At 57.9% G+C, this 19528-nt stretch carries 18 protein-coding genes; 10 read left to right on the forward strand and 8 right to left on the reverse strand.

The features are described from left to right. Positions 1-61: 61 nt before the first annotated feature. On the reverse strand, positions 62-1039 hold the full coding sequence (locus H8B15_RS19045) for an arabinan endo-1,5-alpha-L-arabinosidase (protein WP_187321244.1): 978 nt from the start codon (positions 1037-1039) through the stop codon (positions 62-64). Between the two features lie 290 nt (positions 1040-1329). Here H8B15_RS19045 and H8B15_RS19050 point away from each other — a divergent pair, with 290 nt between their 5' ends. The 3 genes from H8B15_RS19050 (at position 1330) to H8B15_RS19060 (ending at position 6831) form a co-directional block, all read left to right on the forward strand. Beyond that, entirely contained in the window at positions 1330-2436 is a 1107-nt protein-coding gene (locus H8B15_RS19050; protein ID WP_187321245.1) for a LacI family DNA-binding transcriptional regulator, read from the forward strand. 112 nt (positions 2437-2548) lie between these two features. Then, positions 2549-4138, forward strand: coding sequence for a family 43 glycosylhydrolase (locus tag H8B15_RS19055; protein ID WP_343069185.1), 1590 nt, complete (start codon positions 2549-2551; stop codon positions 4136-4138). A gap of 215 nt (positions 4139-4353) precedes the next feature. Beyond that, complete coding sequence (locus H8B15_RS19060; protein ID WP_187321247.1) at positions 4354-6831, forward strand: glutaminase family protein; 2478 nt, start codon at positions 4354-4356, stop codon at positions 6829-6831. An 18-nt stretch (positions 6832-6849) separates the two neighbouring features. On the opposite strand, the gene H8B15_RS19065 is transcribed toward H8B15_RS19060, so the two are convergent. Then, positions 6850-7224 (reverse strand): 4-fold beta flower protein, encoded by a 375-nt coding sequence (locus H8B15_RS19065; RefSeq protein ID WP_187321248.1) that lies wholly within the window; start codon positions 7222-7224, stop codon positions 6850-6852. A gap of 385 nt (positions 7225-7609) precedes the next feature. On the opposite strand from H8B15_RS19065, the gene H8B15_RS19070 reads away from it, so the two are divergent. Together H8B15_RS19070 and H8B15_RS19075 are read left to right on the forward strand one after the other, a co-directional pair. After that, entirely contained in the window at positions 7610-8035 is a 426-nt protein-coding gene (locus tag H8B15_RS19070) for an STAS/SEC14 domain-containing protein (RefSeq protein ID WP_187321249.1), read from the forward strand. Between the two features lie 83 nt (positions 8036-8118). Continuing rightward, positions 8119-8703: an RNA polymerase sigma factor gene (locus tag H8B15_RS19075; RefSeq protein WP_246455718.1), complete on the forward strand. Its 585-nt coding sequence runs from the start codon at positions 8119-8121 to the stop codon at positions 8701-8703. A 10-nt stretch (positions 8704-8713) separates the two neighbouring features. Here the strand turns inward: H8B15_RS19075 and H8B15_RS19080 are convergent, their stop codons facing one another. Further along, complete coding sequence (locus H8B15_RS19080; protein WP_187321250.1) at positions 8714-9139, reverse strand: BLUF domain-containing protein; 426 nt, start codon at positions 9137-9139, stop codon at positions 8714-8716. 72 nt (positions 9140-9211) lie between these two features. Here H8B15_RS19080 and H8B15_RS19085 point away from each other — a divergent pair, with 72 nt between their 5' ends. The 3 genes from H8B15_RS19085 to H8B15_RS19095 all read left to right on the forward strand — a co-directional run bounded on the left by H8B15_RS19085 (position 9212) and on the right by H8B15_RS19095 (position 13084). Next, entirely contained in the window at positions 9212-9892 is a 681-nt protein-coding gene (locus H8B15_RS19085) for a response regulator (protein WP_187321251.1), read from the forward strand. Between the two features lie 169 nt (positions 9893-10061). Continuing rightward, positions 10062-11564 (forward strand): HAMP domain-containing sensor histidine kinase, encoded by a 1503-nt coding sequence (locus H8B15_RS19090; protein ID WP_187321252.1) that lies wholly within the window; start codon positions 10062-10064, stop codon positions 11562-11564. 575 nt (positions 11565-12139) lie between these two features. Continuing rightward, the gene (locus H8B15_RS19095; RefSeq protein WP_187321253.1) at positions 12140-13084 is read left to right on the forward strand and encodes an NADP-dependent oxidoreductase; all 945 of its coding nucleotides are present in this window, start codon (positions 12140-12142) and stop codon (positions 13082-13084) included. Positions 13085-13144: 60 nt separating this feature from the next. Here H8B15_RS19095 and allE read toward each other — a convergent pair whose 3' ends face one another. Beyond that, positions 13145-13891, reverse strand: a complete 747-nt coding sequence (gene allE, locus H8B15_RS19100) for a (S)-ureidoglycine aminohydrolase (RefSeq protein WP_187321254.1) — start codon at positions 13889-13891, stop codon at positions 13145-13147. Between the two features lie 327 nt (positions 13892-14218). Between allE and H8B15_RS19105 the strand changes: the two genes are divergently transcribed. Beyond that, positions 14219-14593 carry a hypothetical protein gene (locus H8B15_RS19105; protein ID WP_187321255.1) on the forward strand — a complete coding sequence of 125 codons (375 nt, stop codon included), beginning with the start codon at positions 14219-14221 and terminating at the stop codon, positions 14591-14593. 147 nt (positions 14594-14740) lie between these two features. Further along, positions 14741-15022, forward strand: coding sequence for a hypothetical protein (locus H8B15_RS19110; RefSeq protein ID WP_187321256.1), 282 nt, complete (start codon positions 14741-14743; stop codon positions 15020-15022). Between the two features lie 74 nt (positions 15023-15096). On the opposite strand, the gene H8B15_RS19115 is transcribed toward H8B15_RS19110, so the two are convergent. The 4 genes from H8B15_RS19115 to H8B15_RS19130 form a co-directional block, all read right to left on the reverse strand. Further along, positions 15097-16032 (reverse strand): ring-cleaving dioxygenase, encoded by a 936-nt coding sequence (locus H8B15_RS19115; protein ID WP_187321257.1) that lies wholly within the window; start codon positions 16030-16032, stop codon positions 15097-15099. 101 nt (positions 16033-16133) lie between these two features. Beyond that, the gene (locus H8B15_RS19120; protein WP_187321258.1) at positions 16134-16754 is read right to left on the reverse strand and encodes an alpha/beta hydrolase; all 621 of its coding nucleotides are present in this window, start codon (positions 16752-16754) and stop codon (positions 16134-16136) included. Positions 16755-17033: 279 nt separating this feature from the next. Beyond that, entirely contained in the window at positions 17034-18572 is a 1539-nt protein-coding gene (locus tag H8B15_RS19125) for an FAD-dependent monooxygenase (RefSeq protein WP_187321259.1), read from the reverse strand. A 62-nt stretch (positions 18573-18634) separates the two neighbouring features. Beyond that, positions 18635-19453 (reverse strand): helix-turn-helix domain-containing protein, encoded by an 819-nt coding sequence (locus H8B15_RS19130; protein ID WP_187321260.1) that lies wholly within the window; start codon positions 19451-19453, stop codon positions 18635-18637. Positions 19454-19528: the final 75 nt, after the last annotated feature.

The following is a 19528-nucleotide window of genomic DNA, read 5'->3' on the forward strand; positions in this document are numbered from 1 at the left end:
AGGTAAAACGATTTTATAACCGCGCAATCGATTGTGTAAAAAACAACCAAATAACCAGCGGCTAATTTGTGCTGACCATTGGCCAGCCAGCTGCATCCCAGCGCAACGATTCCTGGCGTAATTTAGAATGGCCCTTATCTGCGGCGTCGTAGCCGTGAAAGATGAGATAATCGGTGCCGTTGAAAGTAGCCACCGCATTGTGACCCACACCATACCAGTTTTTGTCGCCCTCCAATACCAGCGTGCCACCACCTTGGTCGAGGCGGGCACCAGTGCGGTCGAGGTAGGGGCCACGCACGTCTTCTGAGCGGCCCACCATCATTTTGTAAGTGCTTTGCGGGCCCCGGCAGCAGTAGTCGAAGGAAGCAAACAGGTAATAATATTTGCCCTTCTTGAAAATAAATGGCGCCTCAATGGCCCCGTCGCCGGGTAGGGAGTCGTTCAGCTTTGGGTCGCGGGGGCGGTGCGCAATGGTGCGCCACTGCTGCGGCTCGGCAGGGCCCGTGAGGTCGGGGCGCAGTTGCACCAGCTTGATGCCGTCCCAGAACGAGCCAAACGTCAGCCAGGGGGTGCCGGTCGCGTCGCGCACCAAGTTGGGGTCAATGGCATTCCACATGTCGCGGCCCGGCACCGATTGCACCACCAAGCTGTGGTCCACCCACTTGAACTCGGGGGAGGTAGGGTCCAGCGTTTTGTTGGTGGCCAAGCCAATAGCCGAGGTGTTCTTCCCAAAAGCCGATACCGAGTAGAATAAGCTGTATTGGCCGTTGGCAAACGAAATATCGGGCGCCCAAATGTGGTTCTTGAAGCCTGGAATAGCCTTCACAGCCCACGCAGGCGCCGCCGCAAACACCGGCTTCTGCGGTTGCCAATGCTGCCGGTCTTTCGACGACCATACGGCAATACCCACCCCGGTGCAGAACATGTAGTACGTACCGTTCTGTTGAATCATGACCGGGTCGTGGGCCGGAATAAGCGGCGTTTGGGCCTGCAACTGATAACTCAGTAGCAAAAGCAGCCACAATAGATGCTTTTTCATATATTGGGTGAGGTTTACATAAACGATTGTGTAAAGGATGCTAGTTAAGTAAATTCGGCCGGGAATACTATCCGACTTGCTACCCAATGTGCCAACTGACCGGCGCCGGGGGTAGGGCCAAGTTTTACCCGACAGCATTCCCGACATAGCTATCTTTGTTTGATACAACCAAGTATGCCCCTACGCCTGCTTTCACGCACAGAATTGTAAAGCAGATCGTATTGTAGAAAATGCAATGGCTTCGGTTATCTGTAAGCGCCGAGCCACAAAATCAGATTAGACAAGAACCTATGGCCCCTCGCTCCAAGAAAACAGTGGATGCTACGAGTAGCCCCATATCCATGGCCGATCTGGCCCGTGAGTTGGGCGTATCCATGACTACCATTTCGCGGGCCCTAAGCGACCATCACAGCATTGGGCCTGCCACCAAGCAAAGAGTGCTGAAGCTGGCTAAAAAGTTGAACTACCAGCCCAATCACCTCGCCGCTGCGTTGCGCAAGGGGCAAAGCAAGCTCATTGGCGTGATTGTGCCCTACATTGAGGGCCGTTTCTTTGCCACCGTGGTGCACGGGATTGAAACCGCTGCCAGCAAGGCAGGCTTCAACGTAATTATCTGCCAATCGAGCGAGGATGTGGCTCAAGAGCGCAAAAACGTGGAAACCCTGCTGAGTGCCCAAGTGGCCGGTATTCTGGTTTCGCTCTCGCGGGACACCAACGATTTTCGGCACTTCGAGAAAGTGCGCAAGCGCGGCATTCCGTTGGTGTTTTTTGACCGGGTGCTGGAAAGTGATACGGTGAATGCCGTGGTACTCAATGACTACGACGGCGGCTACCAGGTGACGCGCCACTTACTGGAGCAAGGGTGTCGGCGTATTGGCCACTTTGCTGGCCCACAACACCTAAACATCTACCGCAACCGCCGCCAGGGCTACCTCGATGCCCTGGAAAGCTATCAACTACCCCCCGACGAGCAACTGATTATATACTCCGATATGACGCTGGAAGACGGCACGGAAAGTATGCGTCAGCTATTGGCCTTGCCGGATGGTGGGGTTGATGCAGTGTTTTCGGCTGGTGATACGGCAGTGCTGGGTGCCTTGCAACATCTGAAAAGCAAGCGCGTGGCGGTGCCGCAGCAGGTTGCGCTGGCGGGCTTCAGCAACGAAGCTTTCACGGCCATTACCGAGCCCATGCTCACATCGGTTGATCAGCGCTGTGAGGAAATGGGGCAGGCGGCCGTGCGGTTATTCCTGGAGCTGGCGGAGTCGCGCGGCGACAGTGCGTTTCTACAACGTCAAGTAATTCTGCAGCCCCGGCTGTTTATCCGTGAGTCGTCGCTGCAAGGCACGCCTTCCTTGGATACCGTAGCCAAGCAAGCAAATGGAATATCCTGCTAAATGGTTTTAGCAGAGAATGGAGGAAGAACTTGCGGTGTATGCAAACGTTTGCATATATTGCCAGCAGAGCCTATTGGCTCCTGTTACTGCTTTCTTCTTCACTCTCTACACCGTGACGCTTTCTATTCTTTCCGCTGCCCGGCAGCGTGCTGCGTTATTGCTTGTAGGCGGCCTGAGCGTAGGCGCCTGTCAGCAGTCGACCGCACCCACCACTACAGCCACACCGGCGCCTGCTGCTACCATTGCCAATCCCATTTTGCCTGGCGATTTTCCGGACCCCTCGGTGGTGCAGGTGGGCGATACGTACTGGGCTACGGCCACTACCTCCAACTGGGGTCCTGTATTTCCGCTGCTAAAATCGAAAGACCTGGCGCACTGGGAGCTGGTGGGCCACGTGTTTCCGGAGGGCCGTCCAGATTGGGCCGATTATTATTTCTGGGCACCCGAAATCAGCCAGGAAGGCGGCAAAACCTACGTGTTCTATACCGCGCATCAGCGCGGGGGCAACTTAGCGGTGGGAGTGGCCTCAGCCGATAATCCAGCCGGCCCTTACCACGACCACGGCCCGCTGGTGGGCCAGCCCGATGGCTCCATCGACGCATTTCCAATGCGCGATGAAAACAACCAGCTCTATTTGATCTGGAAGGAAGACGGCAACAGTGTGGGCCAGCCTACCCCCATCTGGGCGCAGCGCCTCAACGACGACCGCACGGCGCTGCTGGGCGAAAAGCGTGAGCTATTCCGCAACGATGCTGCCTGGGAAGCTGGCCTGGTAGAGGGTGTAAGTATGATACGCCACGAGGGTTATTTCTACGCCTTCTATGCTGGCAACGGCTGCTGCGGCAATGGCTGCACTTATGCTACCGGTGTAGCCCGTTCGCGCAACCTGCTGGGGCCATGGGAGAAGTACAGCAAAAACCCCATCATGGTGAACAACGACACCTGGAAGTGCCCCGGCCACGGTACGGTGGTACAGCGCAACGGCCGCTGGTTTTTGCTGCACCATGCCTATGATAGCGAGGGCTTTCAGAATGTGGGCCGCCAGGGTGTGCTAAGCGAGTTCACCTGGAATGCCGAGGGCTGGCCCGAGTTTCAGGGGCGCAGCACCACGGTAGGCGCCGCGCCGACCCTTACGGCGCATAACCTCACCGACGAGTTCAATAAGGCTACCCTGTTGCCTACCTGGCAGTGGCCGGTAGAGCACAAACCTACCTTTCAGGTGAAAGACGGCCAGCTGCGCCTCACGGCCAGCCCCGAAGGCAGCGGCGCGGTGCTGGGTCAGCCTACTTATACCGCTGCCTACACCGTCACCACCACGCTGCTCAATCCGGCCTCTCTGCCCACTGGCGCCACTGCTGGCCTCACCGCACACGGCGACCCTGATAACGCTCTGGCTCTCACGGCTGGTGGCGGCCAAATGCAGCTATGGCAACGCACAAAAGGCAAGCAAAATGTGCTGGCTACTAGCCCTCTGCCGAGTGCCAAAGCTGTTCAGCTACGCATGCAGGTGGCGAAAGGCAACCAATACCACTTCAGCTGGAGCACCGACGCAGGCAAAACCTGGCAGTCGCCGCCAACCAATGCTACAGTAGATGGCGCCTACCTGCCACCCTGGGACCGGGGCGTGCGGGTAGGGGTGGTTGCCCAAGGGCCAGCATCTGCCGTGGGTACGTTTGAAAATTTCAAGTTAGTAAATCAGTGAGGTTGTGAGCTGTGCGTTGCCAGTTGCGAGGTGGGAATCGGCTGTCATCAAGGACCTTATGCCAGTTGAACTAGTCGTTGGTACGCCTGCCGTTCCAGCGTGGTAAGGACCTTCGCAAGCTCAGGATGACAGCCGATTTTCACTTCGCAATTGGCAACGCACAGCTCACAACTCCCACCTCGCACCTCCATTCACCTAACCTTCTTTCTATCTGTATGACGCGTATTTCCCGGATTATTCTGGTGCTGGGCAGTAGCTGGCTTAGTATGGGCAGCCTGATGGCCCAAACTCTGCGCCCGCCTGCCTACCCCCTCGTCACCCACGACCCCTATTTCAGCATTTGGGCCTTCAACGATACACTGACGGCCGCGCCTACCCGCCACTGGACCGGCGAGCCGCAAGCCCTGGAAGGCATGGTGCGGGTGGATGGCAAAACCTATCAGTTTCTGGGCAAAGCAGCACCCGAGTACCGCGCTGTGATTCCGACGGCGCAGGAAAAGCCGTATGAGGCACGCTACACCTTCAGCAAGCCTGCCGATGGCTGGGAGAAGACAACGTTTGCAGCCGCCAATAGCTGGAAAACCGGCCCCGCGCCCTTCACCGACAACCGCAGCCTGAAAGGTACCAACTGGACGGAGGGCGACATTTGGGTGCGCCGGACCGTATCGGTGCCCGCGCCGCTGCCTACAGGCAAGCTCACGCTGCTGCTCTGGCACGACGACGACGTGGAAGTGTACCTCAACGGTGTGCTCTTGACCAAGCAGGAAAAATATAACGGGAAGTACGAATACTTTGCCGTGCCCGAAGCAGCCCGTAAGGCCCTGCATACTGGCGAAAATGTGCTGGCTATGCACTGCGTCAGCCCGCAGGGTGGCGAGCATCTGGATGCGGGTATCTACGTAGAAATGCCGCAGCAGCGCATTCCCACGGCTCGCCAAACAGGCGTGACGCTCACGGCTACCCAAACCAACTACACCTTCGAGGCTGGTCCGGTGCGCCTCACGGCCAACTTCCTCTCGCCGCTGCTGCTGGATGAGCTGGAAACGGTGGCCCGCCCCGTAAGCTACATCACGCTGGGCGCCGCTGCCACCGATGGCAAGCCCCACACCGTGCAGGTGCTGCTGACTGAAGCTGGTACCGTTGCTGCCAACTCGCCCTACCAAAATGTGCAAACCCAGACTGGCAGCGACGCTAGCCTGACGTGGCAGGCGGTAGGCACCACGGCGCAGCCTGTGCTGGGCCAGGCTGGCGACAACGTCCGTATTGATTGGGGCTATGCCTACCTAGCCGCGCCCAAAGCCGCCCAAACCACCAGCGGCACCACTTCGGCCTTGCAGAGCGACTTCGCCAAATCAGGCAAGCTAGCCGCGGCCAGCAAGCCGCAAACCGGCGCCGCCCAACGCGTGGCCCTGGCTACGGTGCTGGACCTGGGCCGCGTAACCAAGCCCACCGAGCAGCACGTACTGCTGGGCTACGACGACCTGTACTCGGTGCAATACTTTGGGCAAAACCTGCGCGGCTGGTGGCGCCGCGACCCGGCCATGACCATGGCGAAGGCGCTGCAAACGGCCGAGAAAGAATATACGCGCCTGCGCCGCAAAAGCACGGAGTTCGACCAGAAGCTATATGCCGATGCCCAGGCCGCCGGCGGCAAAGAGTACGCCGACTTGTGCCAGCTGGCCTACCGCCAAGCCATTGCGGCCCACAAAATTGTGGCTGGCCCGAAAGGAGAGGTGTTCTTCCTGTCGAAGGAGAACTTCTCGAATGGCTCCATCGGTACTGTGGACGTGACCTACCCCTCGGCGCCTATGTTCTTGCTCTATAATAATGAGTTGGCCAAAGGACTGCTGCGCTTCATCTTCGATTATAGCGAGTCGGGCCGGTGGAAGAAGGACTTTCCGGCGCACGACATTGGCACCTACCCGCTGGCCAATGGCCAGACCTACGGCGAGGACATGCCCGTGGAGGAAGCCGGTAACATGCTGATTCTGACTGCCGCCGCTGTGAAGATGGACGGCAAGGCTGATTTCGCCCGCGAGCATTGGCCTACCCTTACCAAGTGGGTAGGGTTCCTGAAGCGCGACGGATTCGACCCGGCCAACCAGCTCAGCACCGACGACTTTGCCGGCCATCTGGCCCGCAACACCAATCTCTCGGTGAAAGCCATTATGGGCATTGCCTGCTACGGCCAGATGGCCCAGCAGCTCGGCGACCAGAAAACGGCCGACGAGTACATGGCCCTGGCCCGCGACATGGCCAAGCGCTGGCAAACCATGGCCCGCGACGGCGACCATTACGCCCTTACCTTCGATAAGCCTGCCGGCTCCTGGAGCCAGAAGTACAACCTGGTGTGGGACAAGGTATTGGATCTGAATGTATTTCCGAAGGAGGTAGCCCGGCAGGAAATGGATTTCTACCTCAAACACCAGCAGCGCTACGGCCTACCCCTGGACAGCCGCAAGACTTACACCAAATCGGACTGGATTATGTGGACGGCAACCCTGGCCGACCGCGAAGCCGATTTTAAGGCCTTAGTGGCGCCCGTTTGGCAGTTTGCCAACGACACGCCCGTGCGTGTGCCTCTCACCGACTGGCACGAAACCACCAACGCCCGCCAAGTGGGCTTCCAGGCCCGCTCGGTGGTAGGGGGCTATTTTATCAAACTGCTGTCGGATAAGATGACGAAGAAGTAAACCCGGGTAGGGGCTGGCTTACTGCGCAAAGTACGCCGGCCCCGACAGGGCAGACCAGTCCGTAGCCCGACGGCGGCGGGCCGGCCGGGCCTTGCGGCGAGTGGTAGCGCGGCGCGGGGTAGCCCGGTTCAGCCAGTAGCAGGGCGTGGGCTGCGAGGTATCAACGGCGGGCCGGCGCGGGCCACCCACGGCTGTGCTCATAAACAGCGCCGGATTGCCGTTGCGGTCATATACCCAGCCCTGGTACAGCCAGCCTAAGTAGCGGCCGTTAGTGGAGTAGAGCAGGTCTTCTTCGAACCAGGCCAGCAGCTGGCCGCTGGCATTATATAACCCTTGGCAAGCCGGGTCAACGTATACGACGGGCTGCCCGGTGGTGTCGTAAAGCGTGATCATGACGCGGAAACGAAATAGAATAGTGATAAAATAAATCCGAAAAGATAAACGCAATCCGGTAGCCTATCGGATTGCGTTTTGCATTAAACGGATTGTTGTTTTATTGTAAATAATTGGTTTTAAACATTTTAAAATAATAAAAGCAGGATATAGCGTAGTAATAGGGTGCTGGGCCAAACCGCAGATGTGCGCGCAAGACAAGTAGGGGCGCTCTATTAAAATTATACCACCAGCAGCATCCCGGCGGCACAGGCGGCTGGGCAGCGAAGCAAACCGCCCAAAAGGGCGGAGCCGCCTGCGTTTTTGCGGTTACAGCGCCAGTAGGCGTACAACTCTGCCGGCTAAATCGTCGTAACGGCAAATTGCTATTTATCCAGTCCCCTCCATGAGTAATGCCCCTGTTCTTCCTATATACTTTGAAAACGCCGCTGGTCGTATTCTGGAAAATGCTGCCGGCCGGTATTTATATCTAAAATGGAGTGCCAACGAGCGGGACACCGAAACGTTTCGGGCGTTGCTGCATCATGTGGCACGGGCCTTGGTACGGCACAGCTGGAGCAAGGTGCTGGCCATTCAGCAGGCCATGCAGCCACTAAGTGATGAGGAACTGAGCTGGATGTTACAGGAGTGGCTGCCCCATGCCATGCACGACGCCGGCTATCGGCACGGAGCCATTGTGCTGCCGCACCAGGCCGCTGCCCGCCACACCACCAGCCAACTCACCAACCGGGCGCAGCAGCAAGCCATGAACTACCAGACATTCGAAGAAGAAACCGCGGCCGCGGCCTGGCTCATGCATCAACCCGATTAACTACTTTCTCTCGCTGCCACCTCTGCAGAGGTAACCCGCCACCTATAGCGGGGAATAGCTAGTCTGCACGTTCCTATTCTGCTATGACGCCTCTCTCTACCGCCAAAGCCCATCTGCTTGCTGAGCCAATGGCTGTGGAGGCTACGCTGATACAACGCCTCTATCAGCGCGACGAAACGGCCATGCTGCTGTTCTACAATCAGTATGGCGCCATGCTCTACGGGGTCATTCTGCGGATTGTGAAGCATACCCATTTGGCCGAGAGTATTTTGCAGGAGAGTATGCTGAAGATTTGGCATTCCTTCCCGAGCTACCATCCCACGCAGGGGCGCCTGGCTACCTGGGCACTCACTATCTGCCGTAACAAAGCCATTGATGAGCTGCGGACACAGCGCGCACGGGGTGCCGAGCATACCACGTTGCCCTTAGGTACGCTGCCAACGGCCCTTCAGCCACATGCCGCTACTGTTCGCCCAGAGCACGTGGCCATACGCGAACTGATGCACGATTTGTCGCCGGCTGCACAGGCGTTGCTGGATTTGCTGTATTTCCAGGGCTACACGCAGCAAGAGGCTGCCGAGGCCCTGGGCGAGCCACTGAGCACGGTGAAATTCCGCGCCCGCGCTGCCATTAGCGTCCTGGCGCGTCGGCTGCGGAGTACGGGGTAGGGTAGGAGCGTTACTCGGCTGGGGGCTGCATAATGAAGCTGCGCATCATGTGCAGCAGCAACGCATCGGCAGCGCTCAAGTTAAGCGGTTGCAAGTCTAATTGCGTGGGTTGAACGTAGCCTGCCATGTTCGTAAACTCTTCGTCGGACACGGGGCGGAAAGCCATAGACCAACCGGCAAAGCTGCGCGCAGCTACCTCCTTATCAGCCAGCTTCACCAGGCCTACGTGCCGCTTATCGGACAGCAAACGGGCGTAGAGGTCGTCAAGTGCTGCCTTGTCGCCTTCAATAATCTGCATGAAACGTCCGTCGCCGTACACGAGTGCGCCTGTAATATTATCGTGTTCGTTACGGAGGCGGGCCTGGTGTAACAGCGTGCTTAGTTCAGCATCGCTCAGCGGTTGCACGGCCGTGCTCATGTAGATCAAATGGTGCATGGACAGAAGGTAGAATCAAATCAAAGGTAGAAAATAGATTCCCCATCCGGCGTTGGCTGCGTATCATTGCTCATGAAAATACTGCTGGTAGAAGACGAGCCCAAGGTGGCGGCCTTCCTGCATAAGGGCCTCACCGAGCAAACCCACACCGTTGACATTGCCTCCGATGGCCTGTTGGGCCTGCGCCTGGCACTGGTGAACGGGTATGATCTGGTGATTCTGGACAACCTGCTGCCCGGCCTGAGCGGCATAGAAGTGTGCCGCCGCATCCGCGAAAGCCTCTCCTCGGTGCCTATTCTGATGCTGACAGCCCTGGGCGAAACCGACGACAAGATTCGGGGCCTCGATGCTGGTGCCGACGACTACTTGGTGAAGCCCTTTGCCTTCCAGGAGCTATTGGCGCGCATCCGGGCCCTCACACGGCGCCACCAGGAAGCGCCCGGTACGGCCGGCGTGGTACTCCGCCTGGCCGACCTCACCCTCGACCCCGTAACCAAGATCGTGCAGCGAGCCGGGCAAGCCATTCAACTCACCGCCCGCGAGTTTGCCCTGCTGGAGTTTTTGCTGCGCAACAAGGGTAGGGTGGTATCACGGGTAGATATTCTGGAGCAGGTGTGGGAAACCAGCTTCGATACCGGCTCCAACGTCATCGACGTGTACATCAACTTCCTGCGCAAGAAAATCGACCGGGATTTCACCCCCAAGCTCATCCACACGCTGGTAGGCATGGGCTATACTATGAAGGAGGAGTAATTGGCTGATGCGGTGCTTGTTGATGTGCTGATTGTTGATGTGCTGATTTGGCGATGTGGTGATGTGTTGAGGAATTGTCATCCTGAGCTTGCGAAGGACCTTATTACGCTAGAACGATTGACGTAGCAACGACTCGTTTAACTGGCATAAGGTCCTTCGCAAGCTCAGGATGACAATTCCTCAACACATCACCACATCGCCAAACCAGCACATCAACAATCAGCACATCAACAATCAACCAATCAGCACATCAAAAATCCAGCACATCAACATTATGTCTATTCGTCTTCGGTTGGCGCTGCAGTTCGGGCTGATTGTGAGCTGCACCCTGCTGGTGTTTTCGTTGGTGATTTATGCCTTCACCTACCAGGCCCGGCGGGCGCTGTTCACGGAGAGCCTGTTAGGCCGCGCCCAGATTGTGGGGCACGTGTACCTGGATGGCACCAACCGCACCGATGCCAGTCGGGCGTCGTACCGGCGCTACCTGCGCCAGTTCTACCGCACCCTGCCTCAGGAAGAAGCGCGTGTCTACAACAGCCAGGACTCCATTGTCTTTCACGAAGGCGCGCTGCGGGCCAAGCCTGCACCGGGAAAATTGCTGGAGGAGGCGCGGCGCGCGGGCCGGAGCGTCCGGCACGATGCTGCCTACCACCAAACGGTTGCGTTGCGCTACCGCGATGCGCGGCGCGGCACCTTTGTGGTGGTGGCCTCCTCCATGGACACAGACAGTGAGCGGGAGCTGGGCAATCTGCGCCTGATTTTGCTGGTGGGCCTACTGGTGTCGTTTGGGATTGTAGGCGTGGGCGGCTGGTTTTTTGCTGGCCAAGCCCTACGCCCCATGAAGCGGGTGGTGAATGAGGTAGACAGCATTACGGCCTCCGACCTGCACCAGCGCCTCTCCAAAACCGACGGGCAGGATGAGGTGTCGCACTTGGCGCAGCGGTTCAACAGCCTCCTCGACCGCCTCGAAACGGCGTTTGCCGGGCAGCGCACCTTTGTGCGCGATGCGTCCCACGAGTTGCGTACCCCCCTCACGGCTCTCATTGGGGAGCTGGAAGTGGCCCTGATGCAGGAGGAGCGCCCGCCCGCCGAGTACCGGCGGGTGCTGCGCAGCACCCTCGATGCGGCCCGTCTGCTGAAAGACCTCACCAACGGCCTGCTGCAAATTGCCCGCGCCTCCGACGACCCCTCGCAGGTGCCCCTCACCCCAACGCGCCTCGACGAGCTATTGCTCCAGGCCCACGAGGAAATCAGGCGGCGCCACCCTACCCACCGCGTCGACCTGGAGTTCAGCGAGGCCGACTCCGGCCACCCTGCCGACCCGTTTGTGGTGCGCGGCAACGAGGCGCTGCTGTTGTCGGCGATACTCAACGTGCTCGAAAACGCCTGCAAGTTCTCCACCGACCCCACGCAGCCCATCGTGGCCACGTTGCTCGCCGCGCCGCGCGCCGTGCACCTGCTGGTGCGCGACCAGGGCGTAGGCATGACCCCAGAGGACCAGCAGCAGGTGTTTGTGCCTTTCTTCCGGGCCGATAACGTGCGTACGGTGCCTGGGCACGGCATTGGGTTGCCGCTCACGTCCAAAATCATGGAGCTGCACGGTGGCAGCATCCACGTGCGCAGCCGTTTGCACGAAGGCACCGAAGTGGAGCTGATCCTACCGGCCGCTTAAGCAACTGCAAGACAGCATTCTTTCGCAAGCGCACCCTACAACGCTGAGTATCTTTTTTAAAAATAAACAGTTGTATTACAAGAATTTATGTGAATACAGATCGATTTAATTTCTTTTTAATTCTCTTTTAACGCGCTCTTAATTGCGTCTCCGTATTCTTGTAGCATAGTAGCTCAGGCAAATGAGTTGCCGGCAACAAACAGGCTGATGAGTGTCGACAGCGGCAGCTCACAGGCGGTCGGTTGTGCAGGACCAACGCATCTGCTTTACACAAGAATCCATACGGCACACATGGCCAGCAAAGGTCTGTACATAGCTTCCCGAGGGTAGGAGTACCCGAAACGAAGCTGAGTCTGACCCAAATGGAAGCCGCTATTACTGCGCCGCATAGGCTGCACCCGATTTGCTGTCGGCTACCTTGGAGGGGAGAATGCCGACGGCTACCAGAGCCATCGTACCAGTACTGGTACGGTGGCTTTTTGGTGTAAGATATCCGGCCATAGTTTTTTGCTGGCAACTACAGGGTAGGCCTCACGCGTATCCATCAGGAAGTATTTACTCTTAAGCCACTTCCGATGAAAGCAATATATTTCAATGAGTACGGCCCCGCCAGCGTACTGCACTACGGCGAGCAACCTACACCCACACCCAAAGCCAAGCAAATTTTAGTGCGGGTACAGGCCAGCAGTGTCAACCCCGTCGACTGGAAAATAAGGGAGGGCGCCATGAAGCTGATAATGCCCCCCACGTTTCCGAAACTGACGGGCCGCGACGTAGCGGGCGAGGTAGCCGCCGTGGGCGACGACGTGGTGCGGTTTGCGCCCGGCGACCGGGTCTATGGCATGGTGGCCGGCATGGGCGGCGCCAACGCCGAGTATGCTGTGCTGGAAGAAGTGGAAAGCGCTTTCATTCCTGATAACCTGAGTTTTGAGCAGGCTGCTGCCGTGCCTCTGGTGGCCATCACGGCGTTGCAGGCCCTGCGCGACCACGCCCCCTTGCTTTCCGGCGACCGGGTGCTCATCAATGGGGCATCGGGTGGGGTAGGCGCTATGGCCGTGCAAATAGCCTGGGCGCTGGGCGCTGGGGAGGTGATTGGCACCTGCGGCCCCGACAACGTGGAGCTGGTGCGCAGCCTGGGCGCTTCGCAGGTATATAACTACAAAGAGCACGATTTCACGAAAGACCAAAGCCGCTACGACGTAGTATTTGACGCAGCTGGCAAAAGCTCTTTCTCGGAAAGCAAAGCCTGCCTGCGCAACAACGGCCGCTACGTGACCACCCAGCCCGACCCTAAAGCTATAGCCGCAGCGGTGATATCAGCAGCCTTCTCGAGCAAAAAGCAAGCAGCCTTCATGGCCAAAAACAGCGGCTCCGATATGGCGCTCCTCTCGGCGTGGCTGAAAGCCGGCACCATTCACCCGGTTATAGACCGCACGTTCCCGCTGTCTGAAACCCGTACCGCCCAGGAATACGGCGAGCAAGGCGAATCGAAAGGAAAAATTGTGCTGACAGTAGGGTAGGGATATAGGCTTTTGTGTTCCTATCTCACACATAGTTTCTAAACTGCTTTCCGACAAAGGCTATACTGCTGTCGGAAAGCGGTTTATGTTTTTGTAGTAGATGTATACTGACGGCTCTTTGCCAATAGCTGCGGCCCATTGCGGGCAGTAAGGAGCCATCCAGAGGGCGTCGCCTTGCTGCACGGGGTAGTATTGTTGGTTGAGCCTATAGATAGCCTGGCCTTGCAAGTAGAATAGGCCGTGTTCCATACTGTGCGTTTCCACCAATGGTAGAAACGCGCCGGGTTCGTAAGTGAAGACGTTGACGGCCATATCGAAAGCGGGCTCTTGAGGCAACAGCTCCTGGATGCGTAAACCCTCATCGTTGAGATGGGCACGAGCCTCGTTGTCGTCCTTCTCTCCGAATAGTACCTCGGGCGCCAAATGGCCAGCCAGTGGCTCGTACACTTTATGAAACGTAAGTAGCTGCGTGCCCGCATCAAAGCGGTCGAACAAGTACTCTTGCTCCACAGGAACGTACGCGAACTGGCCGGTCTTCAGCAGCCGTACCGTGCCGCCCACGGCTACCTGGCACTCGCCCCGCACCACGTAAAAGAACACTTGTGCCGTAGCGGTACGGCCCGTTACCTGGCCGTTTTCCCGGGCTGTAATGAGCATTTGGCCAAAGCCAGCGCCCATGTGCTCACTCACCAGCACGTTGACGGTGCAGCCTGTCCAGCCCGGTATATTGCTGTTAATGTAGCCATCGGGGGTAAGGATGGCGTGATTGCGCGCAACGACGGAGCGGGTGAAGGCAGGAATTGGCATAAGGTAGGAAATCAAGAAGGCCAGCCATATGCACCAACGCGGCACACACTTGGCAAGAAACACAAGGTACGCGTGAAGAGATAAGTGTAGCGCCAGTCTATGACCGAAGCAGGGAACCGGGCTCCGTGAAAATACAGATATGACAGAGAGGCCGGATGAATAAATACGGATTATACAGCTTGTGTGTGGCAACTCCAGCCATAGTGTCGTAGTGAGAGAGGGTGCCAGTGCATGGGTGGGTAGGGCTACAACTTGATATTACCAAGCACATAGCCTTCCTCATTAGAACTGGCAGCCTATATCTTATACCTCACTCATTACCACATCATGCAAAAGCCTATTTCCCGCCGTCAACACGGCTTTACCGACTATAGCTACATTCCATTGGCCCTGGCGCTGCCAAAGCTGGCTGGCTTCGAGGAAGAAGAAACAGCCGTAACGCTAACGCGTGTGCTGGCCGGCAATATCCTTACCTCCAGCTTGTTCACGAGGGCAGAGTGGGGACTGTTCAAAAAGATTCCTTTCAAGACGCACTTGGTCCTGGATGTGGCAGTAGCAGTGGTAGCGGCTAGCTCGCCTTGGCTGTTTGGCTTCTCGAAAAATAAAGCCGCTCGTAATTCCTTCTTAGCCCTGGGGGCATTTGGTCTGATGGCAGGGACTTTATCGAAGCCGGAAGAAATGCCAGACAACGGGGAGGAGTAACGAGAGGCAACGTTTGGAAGGAACCGTGGCCGTTGCCATGCGTATAGGAAGAAAGCAAGTCGGTTGCTGGCTTGTACGTGGCTACCTATTTACCCCACGCTATTTCTCTGTACCACTAGCTGAGCTTCAGCATATAGCACGACCACCATGGACCAAGAACCACAAACCGCTAATAACGACAGCACCCCCATCAACCCTACCATCACGCACGACCAGGGTAGTCAGGAAACAGTACGCGACGAGCGTGGCGACGGCACTACCGGCCTCGTGAACAACGGCAGCTACCAGCTGAAAACTGACCAGGGCGAAAGCGCCGAGATGGGCACCGCCCCACTGCACCTGCACAGCGCTGCCAAAGGCGACGAAGACTACCTCAATGGCGACGACCACAAGCAAGTGCTACCCAAGCCGGAGCAAGATAAGTTGTAATGCTTGTATATTAAACTGAATGTAAAAAGGCGCTTCCGGCTACGGAAGCGCCTTTTTGGTGTTGCCACCTGCCGTTAGCCGATAGGAGGTAGGCTGGCTTCGAGGCGGGCGCGTAGGTGCTCGTGCTGTTTGGGGAGCATCAGGTGGGTGCCTAGCTCAGCCAGGGGCTCATCTACGGTAAAGCCGGGGTTGTCGGTGGCAATTTCGAAGAGCACGCCGCCTGGCTCGCGGAAATACACGGAGTGGAAGTAGTCGCGGTCGATTTGCGGGGTAGGCTGCAAGCCTTTTTCGATCAGCTTTTTACGGAAATACAGCTCGGCCTCGTCGTCTTTCACGCGAAAGGCAATGTGGTGCACTGAGCCACCGGCTGTTACGCTGCGTGCTTCGCCGGGTGCTTCTACTAGGTCGATGTAGGCGGCGCCCTGCACTGTATCGGTCACGTAGCGGTGGCGATTTACGTGGCTTTCTAGCAGCGTGTAACCAAATACATCGGTTAGGATTTCGGCGGTGGCGGCGATGCTGGCCAGCGTGAGCGTGACGGTGTGAAAGCCTTTGGTGGCCATCTCGGCGCCTACCTCGGCGGTGGTCCAGGGCGTGCGCGGGTCGTCGGTCTTTGATACAATCAGCTCCAGCTTCAGGCCATCGGGGTCGAGGAACGTGAGGTAGGGCTCACCAAACTTCTCGCTGGGTTTGTTGTATGTAACGCCGTACTGCTCAAAGCGCTTTATCCAGAAATCGAAGCTGCCTGCGGGCACAGAGTAGCCCACCTCCGTGGCCTGCCCAATGCCGCGTCGACCTTGGGTGATATGCTCCCAGGGAAAAAAAGTGAGAATGGTACCTGCCGAGCCAGTCTCATCGCCGAAGTAGAAATGATAGGTGCCGGGGTCGTCGAAGTTGACGGTTTTTTTTACGAAGCGCAGGCCGAGCACCTTGGTGTAGAAGTCGTAGTTGCGCCGGGCGTTGCCCGCAATGGCCGTTACGTGGTGCAAGCCAAGAATGCGTGGTTCCATGAGGAAATGGGTTAGAGTCAGAAGGGTAGAGAGAAGGTAATCTAGTTGCTCCGTAGCCCAGGGCTTTAGCCCTAAAAACTAGCGCGAACGGTTTGTTTTGTTTATTCTCTAAATATCAATTCATTGGCTAGATCTATTTCTTCCTGCGTGATGGTGTGGCCCATGTTCGGGTAGATTTTCTCCGTGACGTGAGCACCCAATTGGGTAAGCAGCGCTGTGGAGGCCCGCACACGCTTCACGGGCACGTGAAAATCAGGGTCGCTACTACCGATAAACACGGGCGTGCCGCCAAAATCGCCCGCGTAAGTGGCAGGATTCACTTCATCGCCAATAAGGCCGCCGGTGAAAGCCGCCACGCCGCCGTAGCGGGCGGCGTGGCGTGCCACGTACTCCAGCATAAGGCAGGCACCCTGCGAGAAGCCCATGAAATACGTGTTTTCTTTACTGATGCCGCTGCCCGCTGCTGTGGCTACTGCGTGGTCTACAGCGGCCAAGGCATCGGAAAGCCAGGGCTCGTTTTGGGCAGTTGGCGCCAAAAAAGACTGTGGATACCACGTGTGCTGTGTGGCCTGCGGAGCAAGCAGGGCGTAGTTGCCAACATGCAAATGCCGGCCCAGCGACAGGATATCGGCGGCGCTGGCGCCCCGGCCGTGCAGCATAATCAGGGCCTTGGTAGCGGTGCCCAGCGGTTGACCCGCCGTGCGAATAGGTTCTTGATGCATACGGCCAAGATAAAAAGTCCCGGCACAAAACGGGCGACGCAAGTGCACACAACGCACTTGTGCCGCCCGTTGCCCACTGGCTAAATGCTGCTTAGAAGCAGATTGTGCGGTTTCGCTACCTACAGCGGCAGCTTCGGTACCTATGTTTGGCTACTAGTTGGACGGGTAGCTCTGGCAGCTATGTGCGAGCCAATGTACCGGCGGGGTCAATATCATCAACAGCTAAGACCGGCCGGGTATGGTAGTGCCCGTGCCCACAGGCGTAGGCTATCCTTGCAGCTAATTCAAACAGCTCCTAAACCACTGCGCGGCGGCGTGTTGCAAGTCGTGGTAATCTGAGGGGTGAGCGGCTGCCCAGGCCACAATGCCGTCTGGGCGTACCAGAATAGCCTGTAGGCCTAGCTGTTCTGTTGCCCGGCCCGACACGTATTTCAGTTGGCGGCCGTAGGCACGTGTCCATGTTTGTAGAGAGTCGCTCTGGGTGAAATCAAGCAGTATACCCCGCCCGTCGCGCATAAGCTGGCCCATTGTCGTACCGTCTTCAAACTCGAAATTCGGCACACTGTACCCTACCAGCGGATGGGCGCCCTCAAGATGGTAGTGGGTAGAGAGGCCCCACACCCGGCCCGCAAAATAGGTGGCGCCATCGCGCGTGTGCATCAGGTCGCGGATGATGGCGTGCAGGGCGTGCGTTTGCGGCGTTGGGCGCATGAGGGTTGCTTGGGCGCGCGACCAGTCCAGCACCTGCGCCCCAATGGGGTGCCGCTCGGCGGTGTAGCTATCCAGCAAGCCTACTGGTGCTTGCTCTCGGAGGGTGGCGGCCAGCTTCCAACCTAAGTTCAGCGCATCGCCCAGGCCCAGGTTGAGCCCTTGCCCGCCCAACGGGGCGTGAATGTGGGCGGCATCGCCAGCCAGCAGCACCCGACCGTTGCGGTAGGTGGTAGCCTGCCGGGCGCGGTCGGTCCAGGTGGAGGCAACGTGCAAGGCGCTGATGGTAACGTTGGTACCCGAGATGCGGCGGAGTACCTGCTGCACATGTTCGCGCGTAACGGGCTTTTTGGCATCGTGAAAGGCACCGCCATCAAAATCCTGCAGCACCAGGTAGCCAGGCTGCGACTGTAGGTACATGCCGGCCGGAGTCAGGATGCGGCCGGGTTTGAGCTGCTCCGGGTCGGTTATATCAACCTGGGCCGAGTAGCCGGTAAACTCCGGCTCCGTACCGGCAAAGTCAAAGCCGCCTACCTTGCGCACCACGCTGCGGCCGCCGTCGCACCCCACCAGCCACTTGCCTTGCCACGCGTAGCCCCCTGCCTGCACAAGCACCCCATCGGTGCTTTGCTGAAAGCCCGTTGTGGGTAGCCCTCGTTTGATGTCTACGCCTACTGCCTCGGCGCGGCGGGTTAGCACCGTTTCCAGCTCTTCCAATTCAGAAAACAGCTGGAGCTCAGGCGAGCCAGGCAAACGATACGGCCACTGGGAGAGGTCAACCTGGGTGCTATCAAATTGAATACCGGCAAAATGACCGCCTGCCTGGGGGCGGCCACCTTGTTTGGAGGAAACAAAAGAAGGGGCCTTCAGGCGTTTGGGTATTTCCAGCTCCTCTAGCAACCCCCGGCGGTATAGGGCTTCAACTGAGGGTGTGTTGAGGCCCCGCATGCCAAACGGCAGTTGCTTTAAGGAGGAGTGAGGACTTTCTGCTTTTTCCAGCAGTAAAACAGTGCAATTGGCCAGGGCCAGTTCGCAGGCGAGGAACAGGCCTACCGGTCCTGCCCCGGCAATAATAACGTCGTAGATAGTGTGCTTTTGTGCAGATTCCATACTGGTTTGGTGTTGCGCTCATGAATACTTATTGCGACACAAAGCTCTGGAAGGCCTCTGCTTTAGGCTTGTACAAACGCGACAAAATCGTTGGGCAGCATCTGCTGCCCGCGCTTAGCTTTGCGAGCGAAGGCGGCGGGCGTGGTGCCGCTATAGCGCTTAAATTCCCGGCTGAGGTGAGCTTGGTCGGTGTAGCCCAGCTCCTGCGCTAAGCCAGCCAGGGTGGCACCTGGGTGAAGCCACAAATGATTGCGTACCTGTTCAAAGCGCATCAGGCTCGAAACGTCTTTCACCGTGTAGCCCGCTGCTTGCTTGAAGTTTCGCTCCAGCGTGCGCACGGTGGTGTGCGCCGCTTCCGCTACCTGGCTGACTGGCAGGGTGCCACTGGCTGCTTGCATAGCAGCTCCCGCTTTGCCGAGTAGGCCACCGGCCGCCGCCCGGGACTGCATTTGCAGGAAATAATGCTGGACCAGGGCCAGGGCGTCTTCTACCCGACCGGCCTGAATTAACTGTGCCAGTGGTGCTTGCAATTGGGCAACAGGATGCTCAAATACCCGCACACCGTCGTTGCTGGGCGGTAGGCCAAGCAAGTCGAACACCGTCCAGGGAAAGCACCGAACGCCTACGATGGCCAAGTGGCTACTAGCCTGAAAACGGACGGGCCGGTTGAGCAGCCCCACCATAAACGGGGAGGGTAGGGGCTGCAAACCTTCTTCGGTGGAGATGCTGCAAGTGCCGCCGAAATAGAAAATAATTTCAGTGTAGCTGTCGGGCATTACTTCTAGACCCATGGCAATTTCCTGGGAATCGATGCTGGTATGCCAAAAGCACTTGATGGTAGTGCTTAGCGCCTCGGGCGGCTCAACTTCTTGGTGCTGCATAGCGAAAGATAACAGCGTTTAGCGGATGCGCCTACCCTCAAAAAGCAGCGCCATTGCGCGCAGCCCGCACTGGTA

It is taken from the genome of Hymenobacter citatus, from assembly GCF_014333615.1.
Classification (GTDB): Bacteria; Bacteroidota; Bacteroidia; order Cytophagales; family Hymenobacteraceae; genus Hymenobacter; species Hymenobacter citatus.

What these genes read in the sequence shown, in the direction of transcription:
- H8B15_RS19045 (WP_187321244.1), bottom strand. Translation starts at nt 1,039, where the DNA reads ATGAAAAAGCATCTATTGTGGCTGCTTTTGCTACTGAGTTATCAGTTG.
- H8B15_RS19050 (WP_187321245.1), top strand. Translation starts at nt 1,330, where the DNA reads ATGGCCCCTCGCTCCAAGAAAACAGTGGATGCTACGAGTAGCCCCATA.
- H8B15_RS19060 (WP_187321247.1), top strand. Translation starts at nt 4,354, where the DNA reads ATGACGCGTATTTCCCGGATTATTCTGGTGCTGGGCAGTAGCTGGCTT.
- H8B15_RS19065 (WP_187321248.1), bottom strand. Translation starts at nt 7,224, where the DNA reads ATGATCACGCTTTACGACACCACCGGGCAGCCCGTCGTATACGTTGAC.
- H8B15_RS19070 (WP_187321249.1), top strand. Translation starts at nt 7,610, where the DNA reads ATGAGTAATGCCCCTGTTCTTCCTATATACTTTGAAAACGCCGCTGGT.
- H8B15_RS19075 (WP_246455718.1), top strand. Translation starts at nt 8,119, where the DNA reads ATGACGCCTCTCTCTACCGCCAAAGCCCATCTGCTTGCTGAGCCAATG.
- H8B15_RS19080 (WP_187321250.1), bottom strand. Translation starts at nt 9,139, where the DNA reads ATGCACCATTTGATCTACATGAGCACGGCCGTGCAACCGCTGAGCGAT.
- H8B15_RS19085 (WP_187321251.1), top strand. Translation starts at nt 9,212, where the DNA reads ATGAAAATACTGCTGGTAGAAGACGAGCCCAAGGTGGCGGCCTTCCTG.
- H8B15_RS19090 (WP_187321252.1), top strand. Translation starts at nt 10,062, where the DNA reads ATGACAATTCCTCAACACATCACCACATCGCCAAACCAGCACATCAAC.
- H8B15_RS19095 (WP_187321253.1), top strand. Translation starts at nt 12,140, where the DNA reads ATGAAAGCAATATATTTCAATGAGTACGGCCCCGCCAGCGTACTGCAC.
- allE (WP_187321254.1), bottom strand. Translation starts at nt 13,891, where the DNA reads ATGCCAATTCCTGCCTTCACCCGCTCCGTCGTTGCGCGCAATCACGCC.
- H8B15_RS19105 (WP_187321255.1), top strand. Translation starts at nt 14,219, where the DNA reads ATGCAAAAGCCTATTTCCCGCCGTCAACACGGCTTTACCGACTATAGC.
- H8B15_RS19110 (WP_187321256.1), top strand. Translation starts at nt 14,741, where the DNA reads ATGGACCAAGAACCACAAACCGCTAATAACGACAGCACCCCCATCAAC.
- H8B15_RS19115 (WP_187321257.1), bottom strand. Translation starts at nt 16,032, where the DNA reads ATGGAACCACGCATTCTTGGCTTGCACCACGTAACGGCCATTGCGGGC.
- H8B15_RS19120 (WP_187321258.1), bottom strand. Translation starts at nt 16,754, where the DNA reads ATGCATCAAGAACCTATTCGCACGGCGGGTCAACCGCTGGGCACCGCT.
- H8B15_RS19125 (WP_187321259.1), bottom strand. Translation starts at nt 18,572, where the DNA reads ATGGAATCTGCACAAAAGCACACTATCTACGACGTTATTATTGCCGGG.
- H8B15_RS19130 (WP_187321260.1), bottom strand. Translation starts at nt 19,453, where the DNA reads ATGCAGCACCAAGAAGTTGAGCCGCCCGAGGCGCTAAGCACTACCATC.